The sequence below is a fragment of the Aquabacterium fontiphilum genome, from assembly GCF_009909205.1.
Lineage (GTDB): Bacteria > Pseudomonadota > Gammaproteobacteria > Burkholderiales > Burkholderiaceae_C > Aquabacterium > Aquabacterium fontiphilum.
Genome location: NZ_JAAAPN010000004.1, coordinates 1 through 15,844 on the forward strand (window position 1 = coordinate 1; position 15,844 = coordinate 15,844).

The following is a 15,844-nucleotide window of genomic DNA, read 5'->3' on the forward strand; positions in this document are numbered from 1 at the left end:
CGCCAGCGTTCAATCTGAGCCAGGATCAAACTCTTCAGTTCAATCTCTGTTTAAAACTCTTCAACGGAATCGACAGATCTTCACTCAAGTGAATTTCCATCTATCTTCCGTGAGTATTTGAGCCGCTCTCCGACCCAAACACCCACGCTTATCGGCTGTTAATTTTTAAAGAACAAGCTGATTCGTCATCAGCACAGAAGCGAGATTATCACCCGCCTTTCACTGTCTTGTCAAGCAGCTCGAAATTTTTTGTTTCGCATTACTTGATCGCAACAGGAGTCGAATGCCGGGCCGGCGCTTGCCGGTCGCGACCTCGTCGACTGCGAGGGACGCAAGTGTAGCGCAGATGCGGGGCAGCGGTCACGCCGCACTGCAAAAAAGCGACAGCAGCTACGCATGGGCGCCTGGTAGGCCGTGTTGGACTTGAACCAACGACCAAAGGATTATGAGTCCTCTGCTCTAACCGACTGAGCTAACGGCCCCCTGTCTGGCGGCGCCATTGTAGGGTGGGCCGAGGGCGCTTCGCGGGAAGCGCCATCATCTGTGGCAGCGCCCTGCTGCGGACGGGCAACAGACCACGGCAGTGCAAGTCAGTTGGCGAAGGCCGGGAAACGCGGCAGTGTTGCGAAGACCTGCTCATCGTGGGCAGGCACCATCTGAATCTGGGGGAAGCGACGAGCCAGAAGGTGCAGGTGCACGATGGCGCGCTGGTTGGCGCCCTCATCGTGATCGAGGTCGACTGCCCGGCGGAGCAGCCAGGAGCGGTCTGCAGGCACCTCGATGCCCTGGAGTGTCCAGGTCGTATCGGCCGTGAACAACAAGCGCTTGCCCGACGGCAGGCTGAGCAGCATGCCCACCTGACCGGCGGTATGACCCGGCATCGGCAACAGGATCACGCTGCCGTCGCCGAAGACGTCCTGACTGCGGTCGAACCCTAGCACGGGGCCGTGCTCGAAACGCAGGTCCTGCCACTGTGTGACCCCATTGAACTGACTGCGCAGGAAAGCTGGCGGCGCGCCGGCCTCGGCTTGCTGTCGCTCGGCAGGCGGCGCCCACACCGGCGTGGCGGGGAAATCCGGCAGGCCTCCGATGTGGTCCCAATGCATGTGCGAAGGAATGATGGCCTTGATAGGCAGATCGGCCATGCCTTGGGCTTCAAGTTGAGTCTTGACGGCCGCGTGCATGGTGTAGGCGAACAGCTGACGGTGCAACCAGTTGTTGTCAGCGAACTGCTCGGCGTGCTGGCAGCCCAGGCCGGTATCGAACAACAGGTTGCCCTTGGGATGACGCACCAGCACGGCGAATTGGACGGGACGCCGCGTGGCGCTCCAGCGACCGCCGCCGACCAGCACCCCTTCTGGCGCGCCGGCTGACTGAGATGTCAGCATCGTCGAATACGACAAATCGGCAGGCGGCGAAGCTGCAGGCAGAGTCACATGGCGCGCCGGGTGCGCCTCAGGCACAGGCAAGGGGCGATCATGGTGGCGCACGGCCAGCACCAGCGCGGCAACCGCAACGCCTGAGGTGCCGACAAATGCGGCCATCAGGCGGCGGGGCAGCGACATGGGCATCAGTTCTGGCTCAGCGCGTTGGAGACGAGGCGGGAGGTGATGTCGACGATCTCGATCATGCGGTCGTAGGCCATGCGGGTGGGACCGATGACGCCCAGGGTGCCAACGATCTGACCGTTGATCTGATAGGGGGCCGATACGACGGAAAGCTCTTCAAAGGGCACGACCTGGCTTTCGCCACCGATGTAGATCTGCACGCCCTCAGCTTGACTGGAGGTGTCGAGCAGGCGCATCAGTTGGGTCTTTTGTTCGAAGAGTTCGAACATCCGCCGCAGCGAGGTGAGGTCGTTGGAGAAATCCTGAACCGTCAGCAGGTTGCGCTCACCGGAGACGATGATCTGCTCGGTGCTCTCTGCCGCCACTTCGCCCCCTGCCTGGACCGCTGCCTGCATGAGACTGGCGATGTCGCCCCGCAATTGGTCCACCTCGCTCTTGAGCCGCTCGCGCATGGCCTCGATCGAGAGGCCTGAATAGTGCGTGTTGAGCATATTCGAGGCCTCGACAAGCTCAGCCTGGCTGTGGTCGTGGGCGGTGATGACGACCCGGTTCTGCACGTCGCCATCGGGCGCCACCAGGATGACAAGGATGCGGCGCTCACCCAGCCTCAGAAACTCGATGTGACGAAAGACCGTCGGTTTGCGCGGCGCCGTGACGACACCCACGAAATGCGACAGGCTGGACAGCATCTGCGCAGCATTGGTGATGACGCGGCGGGGCTGATCCGGCATGAGCGGCTCGCGCCCTGTGGCGGCCAACTCGTCCAGACTGAGCGGCCGGGCCGTCAACATGGTGTCGACGAACAAGCGGTAGCCCTTGGGAGTAGGCACGCGCCCGGCGGAGGTGTGTGGGCTGGCAATGAGGCCCAACTCCTCCAGGTCTGCCATGACGTTGCGGATGGTGGCAGCCGACAGATCGAGCCCGGAGGCACGCGACAGGGTGCGGGAGCCGACAGGTTGGCCCTCGGCAATGTAGCGCTCGACGAGCGTTTTCAAAAGAAGCTTGGCGCGGTCATCCAGCATGGCGACGTCCATTCTAGGGCAGCGCAGGAGCGCCGCAAGGCGCTGTCACAACTGGCCCCTCAGGGGGGATGGCGCCGTCCGAAAACGAAGGAAGCGCTGTGGTGTAATCGTGCGCATGCCGACGCTGCCAACCTGCCGCTTCACGCACGCCGCCCTGGTGGGCAAGTACCACGCTCGGGGCATCCGCCCGGTGCTGGAGGACGTGGCGCATTTGCTGGCGCGGTCGGGGCTGGATGTTTCGCTGGAGAGCGAAACGGCACTGGCCACGGGCATGAGCGAGTACCCCGCGCTGTCGATCAAGGAGATCGGGCAGCAGTGCGATGTCGCGGTGGTGGTCGGCGGCGATGGCACGATGCTGGCCATCGCACGGGAGCTGGCCCCTTACGACGTGCCCCTGATCGGCATCAATCAGGGGCGCTTGGGATTCATCACGGACATCCAGCTCAAGGATGTCCCCACCGCCCTGCCCCAGATTCTGGCAGGGCAATTCGAGCGGGAGCAGCGCGCCATGCTGGAGGGCGCGGTGATGCGGCCGCTCAAGGGTGGCGGCTTCGAGACCATTTACGAAGGCCACGCGATCAATGAAGTGGTGGTGAGCCGCGGGGCGACGGCCAGCATGGTGGAGCTTCGCGCGGAGGTTGACGGCCAGTTCGTGGCCAACTACCGCGCAGACGGCCTGATCGTGTCGTCGCCGACAGGCTCGACGGCGTACGCGCTTTCGGCTGGCGGTCCCATCCTGCACCCGACGCTGGCTGGATGGGTCGTGGTGCCGATCGCTTCCCACACGTTGTCGAACCGGCCGATCGTGGTGGCCGACACGGGCACCATCACGATCGAGATCGTGGCCGGCCGTGATGCGAGCATGAACTTCGATATGCAGTCCCTGGCTAGCTTGTTGCACGGGGACCGGGTCACGGTGCGGCGCTCGCAGCACAAGGTGACCTTCCTGCACCCGCAGGGCTGGAACTACTACGCCACCCTGCGCCGCAAGCTGCGCTGGAACGAAGGAGTGAGCTGATGACCACGCTGCGCCGCCTGGTGTTGCGCGATGTCGTGATCGTGGATGAGCTGGAGGTGGAGCTGCATGGCGGCTTCACGGTACTGACCGGTGAGACCGGTGCGGGCAAGTCCATCCTGATCGATGCCCTGCAGTTGGCTCTCGGCAACCGCGCCGATGCGTCGGTGGTGCGTGAGGGCGGGGAGCGGGCCGATGTGACGGCCGAGTTCGGCTTGCCCATTGGCGGAGCTGCTGCCGGCCTGCGCGCTTGGCTGGATGAGGCCGGCTTTGACAGCGGGGACGACGACAGCGGCAGCCTGCTGTTGCGCCGGGTGGTAGACCTGCAAGGCCGCAGCCGGGCCTGGGTGAATGGCCGCCCCGCCACCCTGACCCAGTTGCGCGAGTTGGGCGAGCAGTTGGTTGACATCCATGGCCAGCACGCGTGGCAGAGCCTGACGCGCCCCGATGCGGTGCGAGCTTTGCTAGATGAACAGGCGGGCGCAGACAGCGCGGCGCTGTCACAGGCTTGGCGGGTGCGCAAGCAGGCGCTGGCCCGCCTGGACGAGGCCCGCAGTCGTCAAGCAGACCTGGCGCGCGAGCGCGAGCGGCTGCAGTGGCAGATTGCCGAGCTGAGCAAGCTGAACCCGACGGCAGGCGAGTGGGACACGCTCAACGAAGAACATGCGCGCTTGAGCCACGGACAGGCCATTCTGGATGCGGCGGAGGCGGCCCTGTCGGCCGTTTCCGAGGCAGAAGACAGCGCAGAGCACCGGGTGAGCGAAGCCATCCATGCCCTGCAAGAGGTGGCGCACCTGATGCCCAGCCTGGCCGATGGGCTGGCCGTATTGCAGGACACGCGCGCCATGCTGCAGGACGCGGGCCGCAGCCTGAACGCCGCACTGAACCACACGGAGCTGGATCCGCAACGTCTGGCCGAGCTGGATGATCGGCTGAGCGGCTGGATGAGCCAGGCGCGCCGGCACCGGCGGCAGCCGGCCGAGTTGCCCGCGCTGCTGGCAGGCTGGCAGCAGGAGCTGGCCGCGCTGGATGCGGCCACGGACCTGGACAGCCTGGCTGCGGAAGCCGATGCCGCGCATGCAGCTTGGCGCAACGCCGCTGAAGCCGTGTCGGCGCGGCGTCGTGCTGCCGCACCGGTCTTGTCCCGGTCGGTCACGGCTGTCATGCAGGATCTGGGTATGGCGGGCGGGCGCTTCGAGGTGGCCCTCCTGCCGCAAGACGAACCGCAAGCCTGGGGACTGGAGGCAGTGGAGCTGCGGGTGGCTGGCCATGCAGGCAGCACGCCGCGCCCACTGGCCAAGGTCGCCTCTGGGGGCGAGCTCTCACGGCTGGCGCTGGCCATTGCAGTGACCACCGTGGGCCAGGCTGCGGATGACGGCGCCCCGGCCGATGCAGGTGGCGACGCGGGGAGCGCCGCCACGGCTGGCACGCTGATCTTTGACGAGATCGATGCGGGTGTAGGCGGGCAAGTAGGCGACACGGTCGGGCGCCTGATGCAGCGCCTGGGTCAGCATCTGCAGGTGCTGGCCGTGACGCATCTGGCGCAGGTCGCTGCCTGTGCTGACCAGCATCTCGTAATCAGCAAGGCGCTGCGCGGCGGTCAGACGTTGAGCGCAGCGCGCCCTGTCGAAGCGGGCGAACGTACGGCGGAGATCGCCCGCATGCTGGGGGGCGAGCAAGGCGAGACCGGGCTGGCGCACGCGCAGGCCATGTTGGAGGCTGCGCAGCGGGATGCGAGCCGCTCGGTTGCCTCCACCAATGGCACACCCGCGACCCGCCCGGCCCGCCGGCGCAAGGAGCCCGCATGACCGCGCTGGATCTGGTGCTGCTCAGCGGCATTTCGGGCTCAGGCAAGTCGGTGGCGCTCAATGCACTGGAGGACGCAGGCTACTTCTGTGTGGACAACCTGCCGCCCGAGTTGCTGCGCAGCATGGTGGATCTGGAGGTGCGGCGCGCGCCCGAACTGCGTCGCCGGATTGCCGTCTCGGTGGATGTGCGCAGTGTGGATTCGCTGCCCGATCTGCTGCCGCAGTTGACGGCACTCCAGGCGGAAGGCCATCAGGTGCGGGCAGTGTTTCTGGACGCGAGCACGGATGCGCTGGTGCGGCGCTTTTCGGAAACCCGCCGCCCTCACCCGCTGTCGCAGCTGACACAGCGTCAAGCCAACCTCGGAAGCGAACGATCGACCACGCCCGACGGCGGCGAGCACATCGACCGGATCGAGCTCGCAGAACAAGCCCTGATCGAGACCATCGAGCGAGAGCGCGAGTTGCTGGGGCCGCTGCGCGACCGCTCGACCGTGATCGACACGACGCTCCTGCGCCCGGCCCAACTGCGGACCTGGGTGCGCAACATCGTGCAGGCGGCGCCGGCACCGCTCACGCTGGTGTTCGAATCCTTCGCGTTCAAGCACGGGGTGCCCATGGACGCGGATTTCGTGTTCGACGTGCGCATGCTGCCCAACCCCTTCTACCTGAAGGAGCTCAAGCCCCTGACGGGTCGCGACCAGCCGGTCATTGACTATCTGGCGGCGCAGCCGGAATCAGCCGAATTGATCGCACAGATCGAGGCCTTCCTGCTGCGCTGGCTGCCCACGCTGGAAGGCGATCAGCGCAGTTATGTGACCGTGGCGCTTGGCTGCACGGGCGGGCAACATCGCTCGGTGTACTGCGTGGAGCAACTGTTCAAGCGCTTCAGCCCGCGCGGTGTCGTGCTGTCGCGCCACCGCGAACTCGACGCGCGGTGAGTCGCCGCATGGGCGGCTCTGGCCGCGAGCCCGGGCCGCATGTCATACGACCCGCGCGACCCGAGCGCCCCGAACACCCGAACGGCCAGCAATCAACCCTTGATCGCCTGGCGCAGTGATTGACGCAGTTGCTCGCCGATCTCCGGCTTGCCGGCGAACGGATCGGTCGGGTTGCGACCCTGCATCACATCCTCCAGGCGGGTCTGGACCATGCCCAGCGCCTGAGGATGGGTGTAGATGTAGAACTGCCCCTTCTCGATCGCGTCGTAGACCAGCGCGGCGGTTTCGGCTGCCGTGACCTTGCCCGACGTGACGGCCTTGGTGCTCATGGCCTGGGCGATCATCTGGCTGGGTGTGGGCTTGCCTTCGCTACGCAACTCGGACGGACGGTTACGGTGCGACTGGTGGATACCGGTGGGCACGAAGTATGGGCAGAGCACCGAGGCATGGACCTGATCGGTGACCAGCGCGAGATCCTGATAGAGCGTCTCGGACAGGCTGACGACGGCGTGCTTGCTCACGTTGTAGGCGCCCATGTTGGGCGAATTGAGCAGGCCGGCCATGGAGGCGACGTTGACGATGTGGCCCTGCCAGGACGGATCCTTGCGTGCGGCCTCCAGCATCAACGGCGTGAAGGTGTGAATGCCGTGGATGACGCCATGGAGGTTGACGCCGAGCACCCATTGCCAGTCGCGCAGTGAGTGTTCCCAGATCAGTCCGCCGTGGGCCACGCCCGCGTTGTTGATGACAACGTGCGGCACACCAAAGCGCTCAAGGCAGAGATCGGCCAGCGCCTTGACGTCTTCAGGGCGTGACACATCGCCGCGCACGGCAGCCACTTTGGCGCGCACGCCGCGCAGTTCCTGCACGACGTCATCCAGCGCGTCTTGCTGCACATCGGTGAGGACGAGGTTGAGGCCTTTCTTGGCGCCGAGACGGGCCAACTCCAGGCCGAAGCCGCTGCCGGCGCCGGTGATCACGACAGTGGTCACGCCGGGTTGAAGGGTGAGATGGGACATGGCGGGGGGTTCCAGAGAATCTCAGATCAGTTTGACGAGTTGCTTGCCAAAGTTCTTGCCCTTGAGCAAACCCAGGAAAGCCTCGGGTGCGGTCGCAATGCCTTGCGCCACACTTTCTTTGAACTTCAGGCGTCCTGTGGCCACAAGGGTACCCAATTCCTGGGTGGCATCAGCCCAGACCTCGGGGTGCTCGCTCACGATAAAGCCCTCGACCTTCATGCGGTTGATGAGGATGAGCGCCGGGTTGCTCATCGGCGTGGGCTGGCCGTCGTAGCCGGCGATCATCCCGCACATGGCCATGCGGCTGAAGGCATTCATGCGCAACATCACGGCGTCGAGGATGGCGCCGCCGACGTTTTCGAAGTAGCCATCCACGCCCTGCGGCGTGACGGCCTTCAGCGCCTGATACAGCGATTTCGGATCGGTGTGGGCCTTGTAGTCAACGCAGGCGTCAAAGCCCAACTCGTCGACCACGTAACGGCATTTATCAGCACCGCCTGCGATGCCGACCACGCGACAGCCGCGCACCTTGGCGAGCTGTCCGACCACACCGCCCACGGCCCCGCTGGCCGCGCTCACGACCACGGTCTCACCGGCCTTGGGCGCGATGATCTTGACCAGCCCGTACCAGGCGGTCACGCCGGGCATGCCGACCGCACCGAGGTAGGCTGACATGGGGATGTGGGTGGTGTCGAGCTTGTGGAGCGCGCCACGCTGGTTGGCATCCACCACGCTGTACTCCTGCCAGCCCCCCATGCCAAGCACCGCATCACCCGGGGCGAACTTCGGGTGCTTGCTGTGGAGCACCTCGCCCACGGTGCCACCGAGCATGACGGCATGAAGCGGCTGCGGGTCGGCATAGCTGCGGCTGTCGTTCATGCGCCCGCGCATGTACGGGTCGAGCGAGAGGAAATGGTGGCGCACGACCACTTGCCCCTCGGCCAGCGACTCAAGGGCTGGAACAGGTAATTCGACCAGCTGGAAGTTGTCAACGGTGGCTTCGCCTTGCGGGCGCGACACCAGGTGGATCTGTCGGTTGATGAGGCTCATGAGAGGCGACCTTCTGCAAGAGGAACAGGAAACACGACGGCGCGGCCGTCAATCGGAGCCCGCGCCGCGCAAGGCAGTCTGGGCGCTGTAGGTGGAAGCATGCACCTGCTTGCCCGTGACCGGCAAGGCGCGCAGGAATTTGAACGTGGCGGTGGCATGGGCACACACCTTGCCCGCTTCGTCGAGCACCCGGCCCTCGCAGAAGGCCAGGGAAGCGGTGGCGTGCATGACCTCGCCGAGTGCGCGGATACGGCCCAGCCCCGGGCGCATGAAGCGCGTGCTCATCTCGATGGTGACCAGTCCGGGCTCTTCGCCGCGCTCGTTGCGGCGCAGGCTGCGCGCCGCATGGGCCATGGAGACGTCGAGCATGGTCATGATGAGTCCGCCATGGGCCACGCCAAACGAGTTGGTGTGCGCCTCATCGACGGTGAGCGTGATCTCGGCATGGCCGCTGTCGTAGCGCTGCAGTTCGCAGCCGATCTGCTCGATGAAGGGAATGCGGATGGAAAACGGGATGCTCATGGTGGTGCGCAGCCCGCTCAGCCGCCAATGACGGCACTGACACCGCCATCCACCGCCAGAATCTGGCCGGTGATGTGCTTGCCGGCATCGGACGCAAACAACAGCGTGATGCCCTTGAGGTCTTCGTCGTCGCCCAGGCGCTGCAAGGGGGCGGCGCTCGCCAGTCGTTCTTCGCCCACGGCGGCCAGCGTGCCTGCCGTCATCTTGCTGGGGAAGAAACCCGGCGCAATCGCATTGACGCGGATGCCCAGGTGCCCCCACTCGCAGGCCAGTGCGCGGGTGAAGTTCACCACCGCGCCCTTGCTGGTGTTGTAGGCAATCGTCTGCATGAACGGGTGGTTGCCGCCCAGGCCGGCGATGGAGGCCACGTTGATGATGCGGCCCTGCTTGCGCGGGATCATGCTGGCTTTGGCGATGGCTTGGGAGAGCAGGAAGTAGCCCCGCACGTTGAGGTTCATCACCTTGTCCCAGGCTTCGAGCGGGTACTCGGCGGCTGGGGCGCCCCACGTGGCGCCAGCGTTGTTGACGAGGATGTCCACGTCGCCCACGCGCTCGAGGGTTTCATCGGCCAGGCGCTGGATGTCTTCCGGCTTGCCCGCATCCGCGGCGATCCAGCGCGCGTCGATGCCTGCGTCCTGCAGGGACATCACGGCCTGCTCCAGGTCAGCCGCCTTGCGCGAGCTGATGACAACCTTGGCACCAGCCTCACCCAGCGCGTGGGCCATCTGCAGGCCCAGGCCGCGCGAGCCGCCGGTGATCAGGGCCGTCTTGCCGGTGAGGTCGAAGAGTTGTTGGACGATGCGGGGAGCGGTCATGGCGTCAGGCCTTCCTGGCGTTCAAACGAGGTAATCGAGCACGTGGCGCGTGGCCGCCATCTGGCGGATCTGCGCGACCACGCCCTGGTGGTGCGGGTGCGGCACGTAGGCGGCCAGCGCGGCGGCGTCCTCGAAAGTCGATACGAGAACCACGTCGCAGTTGGCCTCCAGGCCTTCGGCCTTGATGCCCACGTCAAACTCGTGCATGCCCGCAACGAGTCCCTTGCAGCTGTCCAGCAAGGCCTTGACCTTGGGCGCGTCGGCCGGGTCTTTGAGGGTCCACATGACGATGTGTCGCAGCATGGTGATCCTCTTCAGAACCAGTCGGCCTGGGCTTGCGCGCAGGTCAGGTCGCGGCGCGAGACCACGCCCAGCCAGGCGTCGATCTTGGGCAGCTCGTAGGCAAAGAAGTAGTCGGTGGCAGCCAGCTTGCCTTTGAGGAAGCCCGGGCCCAGCGGCGAGGCATCCCATTGACCGGCTTGTTGGGCGGCCTTGGCGGCCAGGCCCAGCTCCAGCCAGATCCAGGCCAGCACGGTGTGGCCGAAGGCCTGCAGGTAGGGCGTGGCGTTGGCCAGGGCTTCTTCGGGCACGCCGGTGGACCAGGCAGCCTTCGTGGCGGCGCCCACCTTCTGCAGCGCTTGCGCCAGCGCGTTGGCGTGGCCAGCCAGGCCCTCCACATGGCCCGCCTTCTGGATGGTTTCGCTGATGCGCTCGGCCAGCACGCTCAGGGCCTTGCCGCCGTTCATCACCACCTTGCGGCCCAGCAGGTCCAGGCCCTGAATGCCGTGCGTGCCTTCGTGGATCATGTTGAGGCGGTTGTCGCGCCAGTGCTGTTCGACCGGGTAGTCGCGCGTGTAGCCGTAGCCGCCCAGGATCTGGATGGCCAGCGAGTTGGCCTCTTGCGCCCACTCGCTGGGCCAGCTCTTGGCGATCGGGGTGAGCAGCTCCAGCAGCAGGCCAGCCTTCTCGGCCTCTTCCCCGCTGCCGGTGTGCTGGTCATCGACCAGCTGCGCACACAGCAGGCCCAGGGCCAGGCCGCCTTCGGCGATGGCCTTTTGCATCATCAGCATGCGCTTGACGTCGGTGTGGCCGATGATGGGCACCTGCGGCGCGCTGTGGTCCTTGCCGCCCGCGCCCATGTGACGTCCCTGCGGGCGGTCTTTCGCGTACTGCAGCGAGTACTCGTAGCCGGCGTAGCCGAGCATGGTCGCGCCCAGGCCCACGCTGATGCGGGCCTCGTTCATGAGCGTGAACATGCACTTGAGGCCCTCGCCTTCCTTGCCGATCAGGTAGCCCACCGCGCCGGCCTCGCCGTTGACGGGGAACTTGCCTTCGCCGAAGTTCAGCAGGGTGTTGACGGTGCCGCGGTAGCCGCACTTGTGGTTGAGACCGGCCAGGGCCACGTCGTTGCGCTGAGACGTAATCGAGCCGTCGGCCTTGACGAGCTTGCGCGGCACGATGAACAGCGAGATGCCCTTGACGCCGGGCACCGGCTTGCCATCGGGGCCCGGGATCTTGGCCAGCACCAGGTGAACGATGTTCTCGCCCATCTCGTGCTCGCCGCCCGAGATCCACATCTTGTTGCCCTTGAGGCGGTAGCGCTTGCCCAGCGGGTCTTCGGTCCAGTCCACGCCCGTGCCATCGCCCTTGACATCGGGCACGGCGCGCGTGGCGATGTCCGACAGGCTGGAGCCGGCCTGCGGCTCGCTCAGGCACATGGTGCCGAAGGTTCGGCCCTCGAAGCCGCCCTTGGCAAACACCTCGATCTGCTTCGGCGTGCCATGGGCCAGGATGGTGTTGGCGTTGCCGCGCGTGAGCATCGGGTACGCGGCGAGCGAGACGCTGGCCTTGTAGAAGAAGCTCATCGAGGCGATCTCGACCACCGTGGGCAGCTGCATGCCGCCGAGTTCGGCGTCCTTGCTGGCGGCCATCAGGCCCGCCTCGTTGAAGGCGGCCAGGGCCACGGGCGTTTCCTTGGGCAGCGTCACGGTGACGCCATCGAAGGTGGGCTCGTGCTCGTCGGTCAGGCGGTTGATGGGGGCGAACTGCTCGTTGGCGATCTTCTCGCTGAGGTCGAGCACGGCGTCGAAGGTCTCGCGGCTGTGCTCGGCGTGGCGCTCGCGCTGGCACAGGGTCTCGGCTTTCAGCCAGTCGTGCAGCAGGAAGTCAACAGTGGCGCGGTGGGTCATGAGGCAGAACGGGATGGGTCAACACAAAAAAGGTCTGCATGCGGCAGGGCGATGCAGACCTCTGGGACGAACGGCGGGCCGATGGATCAGCCGTTGAAGGCCTTGCCCTCGGCGGCCAGTTTGGCCAGCAGCGGCGCCGGCGTCCAGAAGGCGCTGTCGCCCTGCGGGTTGGCGGCGAAGCCCTTCATCAGTTCGACCACCTTGGGCAGGCCCAGCATGTCGGCATACAGCATGGGGCCGCCACGGTAGACGGGGAAGCCGTAGCCGGTCAGGTAGACCATGTCGATGTCGGACGCCTTCGAGGCGATGCCTTCTTCCAGAATGAAGGCGCCTTCATTGACCATGGCCAGCACCAGGCGCTGGACGATCTCTTCGTCGCTGATCTGGCGGGGCGTGACGCCCTTGTCGGCACGCACCTTGTCAATGCAGGCCTGCACCTCGGCAGAGGGGATGGGCTCGCGCTTGCCGGCCTCGTAGTCATACCAGCCCTTGCCCACCTTCTGCCCGAAGCGGCCGAGTTCGCAGACAGCATCGCCCACGGGGCTGTAGATGACATCGGGCTTCTCGATCTTGCGGCGTTTGCGGATCGCATAGCCGATGTCGTTGCCGGCCAGATCACCCACGCGGAACGGACCCATTGCGAAGCCGAAGGCCTCCGCGGCCTTGTCGACCTGCTGCACAGTGGCCCCCTCTTCAAGCAGGAAGAAGCTCTGGCGCACGTACTGCTCGAACATGCGGTTGCCGATGAAGCCGTCGCACACGCCCGAGACCACGGCGACCTTCTTGATCTTCTTGGCCACGGCCATCACGGTGGCCATGACGTCCTTGGCGGTGTGCTTGCTGCGTACCACTTCGAGCAGGCGCATCACGTTGGCGGGGCTGAAGAAGTGCAGGCCCACGACATCGGCGGGGCGCTTGGTGACCTCGGCGATCTTGTCCACGTCCAGCGTCGACGTGTTCGAAGCAAGGATGGCGCCGGGCTTCATCACCTCGTCGAGCTTGGCAAACACCTGCGACTTCACACCCATGTCTTCGAACACGGCCTCGATGACCATGTCGGCCTGGGCGATGTCGTCGTAGCTCAGGGTGGTCTTGAGCAGGGCCATGCGCTGCTCGTACTTGTCCTGCGCCAGCTTGCCCTTGGCGACCTGCGCCTCGTAGTTCTTGCGGATGGTGCCCACGCCGCGGTCGATGGCCTCTTGCTTCATTTCCAGCAGGGTGACGGGCACACCGGCGTTCAGGAAGCACATGGTGATGCCGCCGCCCATGGTGCCAGCGCCGATCACGGCCACCTGCTTGATGTCGCGCAGCGGGGTGTCCGCGGGCACATCTGGGATCTTGCTGGCAGCGCGCTCGCCGAAGAAGGCGTGGCGCAAAGCGCGGGCCTGGTCTCCGGTCACCAGGCCTTCGAAGACCTCGCGCTCGAACTTGATGCCAGCGTCCAGGTCCATCTTGGTGGCGGCTTCGACGCAATCCACGCAGCGCTGCGGGGCAATCAGGTTCTTGCGGCTCTTGGCCAGCTCGGCACGGGCCTTGGCAAAGGCCTCGGCATCAGCCGGTGCGGCCACCTTGAGGTCGCGCACCGAAGGCAAGGGGCGCACGCCGGCCATCTCCTTGGCAAAGGCGATGGCGGCGGGCAGCAGGTCTCCCTCGACCAGCTTGTCGAACAGCTTCTGCCCCGGGGCGGCTGCGAGCTTCTCGGACATCACCGAGGCACCCGTGGTGATCATCTGCAAGGCGGTGTCGACGCCCAGCACGCGCGGCAGGCGCTGCGTGCCGCCTGCGCCCGGCACGATGCCGATGTTGACCTCAGGCAGCGCGATTTGCGTGCCCTTGACGACCACGCGGTAGTGGCAACCCAGCGCAAGTTCCAGCCCGCCGCCCATGGCCACGCCGTGGATGGCTGCGACCACTGGCTTGCTACAGCGCTCGACCGCTTCGATGGTGACATGGAGGTTGGGCTCGGCAAACGCCTTGGGGCTGCCGAACTCGCGGATGTCGGCGCCGCCACAGAAGACCTTGCCGGAGCCGATGACCACCACGGCCTGCACGGCGGCATCGGCCTGGGCTTTCTGAATGCCGTCGACGATGCCGGCTCGGGTACTCTGACCGAGGCCGTTGACAGGGGGGTTGTCCAGCGAGATGACGGCCACGCCGTCGTGAACTTGGTAGGAAGCGCTCATGGTGAGGTCGAGTGAAAGATCAACACGCACGGACCCCGACCCACACCGCGAAGGATGGCCGGCGGCGTCCGCTCAGCAACTCAGGCAATTCTGACAAGAAATCTTGTACGAATTGCGCATGATTCTGACACAGACCGCCCAGCGCTGCCAGACGGCCCCCGAAACGACGCTGCCGCACGATCGGCGGCAGCAGGCAACTCAGCGGTGTGGGCTCAGACTTCGAGCCATTCACGCCGCACGTACTGGTCGGCGCGCAGTTCGTCGGGCGTGCCGTGGAAGACCATTTCGCCATGGCCCATCACGTAGCAGCGCTGCGAGATGTCGAGTGCAATGGTCAGCTTTTGCTCCACCAGCAAGACCCCCAGGCCACGCTTTTGCAGCTCCTTGAGGTACTGGCCGACGAGCTCCACGATCTTGGGCGCGAGGCCTTCGGTCGGCTCATCGATCATGATCAGATCGGGGTCGCCCATCAGCGTGCGGCACAGCGTGAGCATCTGCTGCTCGCCGCCCGACATCACGCCCGCCTCGGTGTGCTGGCGCTCCTTCAGGCGTGGAAACAGCTGGTACATGTCGTCGAGCGACCAACGGCCCTTCTTGCGCCCGGACTGCTGGCCGAGCAGCAGGTTCTGCTCCACGGTCAGCTTGGGGAACACATCGCGGCTTTCCGGCACATAGCCGATGCCGTGACGGGCAATGTCGTAGGTCTTGTGGCCGAGCAGTTCCGCTCCGTTCCAGGTGACCGAGCCGGTGCCCTCGACCAGGCCCATCACGGTCTTGATCAGGGTGGAGCGGCCCGAGCCATTGCGGCCCAGCAGACTGACGATCTCGCCAGGACGGACCTCCATATTGACGCCATGGAGGATGTGGCTCTTGCCGTAGAAGGCGTGCAGGTTCTGGATGTTCAGCATCGTCACACTCCGGCTTCGGCCGCCTGGCTTTCTGCCAGCACGGAGCCGAGGTAGGCTTCCTTGACGCGCTCGTTGGCGCGCACGTTCTCTGGCGTGTCGAAGGCAATCACCTCGCCGTAGACCAGCACCGCAATGCGGTCAGCCAGACCGAACACAACGCCCATGTCGTGCTCGACGGTCAGCAGGGTCTTGCCTTCGGTGACCTCGCGGATCATGCGCACGAAGTTGGCCGTCTCGGACTTGCTCATGCCCGCGGTCGGCTCATCCAGCAGGATCACATTGCCCCCGCCGGCAATCGTCACGCCAACCTCGAGCGCGCGCTGCTCGGCATAGGTGAGCAATGAGACGCTGGTGTCGCGCTTGCGGCGCAGGCGGATCATGTCCAGCACCTCTTCGGCACGCTGGTTGACCGCAGTGAGGTCGGTGAGGAAGCGCCAGAAGGTGTAGCGCTGGCCCATAGACCACAGCACGGCGCAACGGATGTTCTCGAACACGCTCAGGCGCGGGAACAGGTTGGACACCTGAAAGCTGCGGGCCAGGCCGCGGCGATTGATGTCATACGGCTTCTTGCCATGGATGGCCTCGCCGTTGAGCAGGATTTCGCCGCTGCTGACGGGCATGCGTCCGCTGATCAGGTTGAACAGCGTGGACTTGCCCGCGCCGTTGGGGCCGATCAGCGCCACGCGCTCACCCTGCTTCACGGCCAGGCTGGCGCCCCGGATGATCTCGGTCTTGCCGAAGGATTTGCGAACGTCGCGCAGTTCCAGCGCGAGGCCCGCCGAAGACGTAGTCTGGGTCATGGTGGTG

General features: G+C 65.6%; 14 protein-coding genes and 1 tRNA gene. 3 read left to right on the forward strand and 12 right to left on the reverse strand.

The window, feature by feature from the left end:
* Window positions 1–405: 405 nt before the first annotated feature.
* From GTZ97_RS05430 to hrcA, 3 genes are all read right to left on the reverse strand, one after another.
* A tRNA-Ile gene (locus GTZ97_RS05430) sits at window positions 406–482 on the reverse strand.
* Between the two features lie 108 nt (window positions 483–590).
* Window positions 591–1,565, reverse strand: a complete 975-nt coding sequence (locus tag GTZ97_RS05435) for an MBL fold metallo-hydrolase (protein WP_161649572.1) — start codon at window positions 1,563–1,565, stop codon at window positions 591–593.
* A gap of 5 nt (window positions 1,566–1,570) precedes the next feature.
* Window positions 1,571–2,590, reverse strand: coding sequence for a heat-inducible transcriptional repressor HrcA (hrcA, locus tag GTZ97_RS05440; protein ID WP_161649573.1), 1,020 nt, complete (start codon window positions 2,588–2,590; stop codon window positions 1,571–1,573).
* A 115-nt stretch (window positions 2,591–2,705) separates the two neighbouring features.
* Between hrcA and GTZ97_RS05445 the strand changes: the two genes are divergently transcribed.
* The 3 genes from GTZ97_RS05445 to rapZ are packed head-to-tail and all read left to right on the forward strand — an operon-like array spanning window position 2,706 to window position 6,351.
* Window positions 2,706–3,608 carry an NAD kinase gene (locus GTZ97_RS05445; protein ID WP_161649574.1) on the forward strand — a complete coding sequence of 301 codons (903 nt, stop codon included), beginning with the start codon at window positions 2,706–2,708 and terminating at the stop codon, window positions 3,606–3,608.
* Window positions 3,608–5,413 (forward strand): DNA repair protein RecN, encoded by a 1,806-nt coding sequence (gene recN, locus GTZ97_RS05450; RefSeq protein WP_161649575.1) that lies wholly within the window; start codon window positions 3,608–3,610, stop codon window positions 5,411–5,413. The genes GTZ97_RS05445 and recN overlap by 1 nt, the downstream gene beginning before the upstream one ends.
* The gene (gene rapZ / locus GTZ97_RS05455) at window positions 5,410–6,351 is read left to right on the forward strand and encodes an RNase adapter RapZ (RefSeq protein WP_161649576.1); all 942 of its coding nucleotides are present in this window, start codon (window positions 5,410–5,412) and stop codon (window positions 6,349–6,351) included. The genes recN and rapZ overlap by 4 nt, the downstream gene beginning before the upstream one ends.
* A 92-nt stretch (window positions 6,352–6,443) precedes the next feature.
* Here the strand turns inward: rapZ and GTZ97_RS05460 are convergent, their stop codons facing one another.
* From GTZ97_RS05460 to GTZ97_RS05500, 9 genes are all read right to left on the reverse strand, one after another.
* Entirely contained in the window at window positions 6,444–7,370 is a 927-nt protein-coding gene (locus tag GTZ97_RS05460) for an SDR family oxidoreductase (protein WP_161649577.1), read from the reverse strand.
* 21 nt (window positions 7,371–7,391) lie between these two features.
* On the reverse strand, window positions 7,392–8,420 hold the full coding sequence (locus GTZ97_RS05465) for an NADP-dependent oxidoreductase (RefSeq protein WP_161649578.1): 1,029 nt from the start codon (window positions 8,418–8,420) through the stop codon (window positions 7,392–7,394).
* Between the two features lie 48 nt (window positions 8,421–8,468).
* Complete coding sequence (locus GTZ97_RS05470; protein WP_161649579.1) at window positions 8,469–8,942, reverse strand: PaaI family thioesterase; 474 nt, start codon at window positions 8,940–8,942, stop codon at window positions 8,469–8,471.
* A gap of 17 nt (window positions 8,943–8,959) precedes the next feature.
* A complete protein-coding gene (locus GTZ97_RS05475) occupies window positions 8,960–9,757 on the reverse strand; it encodes an SDR family oxidoreductase (RefSeq protein WP_161649580.1) in 798 nt (265 codons plus the stop codon).
* 21 nt (window positions 9,758–9,778) lie between these two features.
* The gene (locus GTZ97_RS05480) at window positions 9,779–10,060 is read right to left on the reverse strand and encodes a Dabb family protein (protein WP_161649581.1); all 282 of its coding nucleotides are present in this window, start codon (window positions 10,058–10,060) and stop codon (window positions 9,779–9,781) included.
* An 11-nt stretch (window positions 10,061–10,071) separates the two neighbouring features.
* Window positions 10,072–11,946, reverse strand: coding sequence for an acyl-CoA dehydrogenase (locus GTZ97_RS05485; protein WP_161649582.1), 1,875 nt, complete (start codon window positions 11,944–11,946; stop codon window positions 10,072–10,074).
* A gap of 86 nt (window positions 11,947–12,032) precedes the next feature.
* Window positions 12,033–14,129: a 3-hydroxyacyl-CoA dehydrogenase NAD-binding domain-containing protein gene (locus GTZ97_RS05490; protein ID WP_161649583.1), complete on the reverse strand. Its 2,097-nt coding sequence runs from the start codon at window positions 14,127–14,129 to the stop codon at window positions 12,033–12,035.
* A gap of 212 nt (window positions 14,130–14,341) precedes the next feature.
* Entirely contained in the window at window positions 14,342–15,037 is a 696-nt protein-coding gene (locus GTZ97_RS05495; RefSeq protein WP_161649584.1) for an ABC transporter ATP-binding protein, read from the reverse strand.
* 2 nt (window positions 15,038–15,039) lie between these two features.
* Window positions 15,040–15,837 (reverse strand): ABC transporter ATP-binding protein, encoded by a 798-nt coding sequence (locus tag GTZ97_RS05500; RefSeq protein ID WP_161649585.1) that lies wholly within the window; start codon window positions 15,835–15,837, stop codon window positions 15,040–15,042.
* Between the last annotated feature and the right edge of the window lie 7 nt (window positions 15,838–15,844).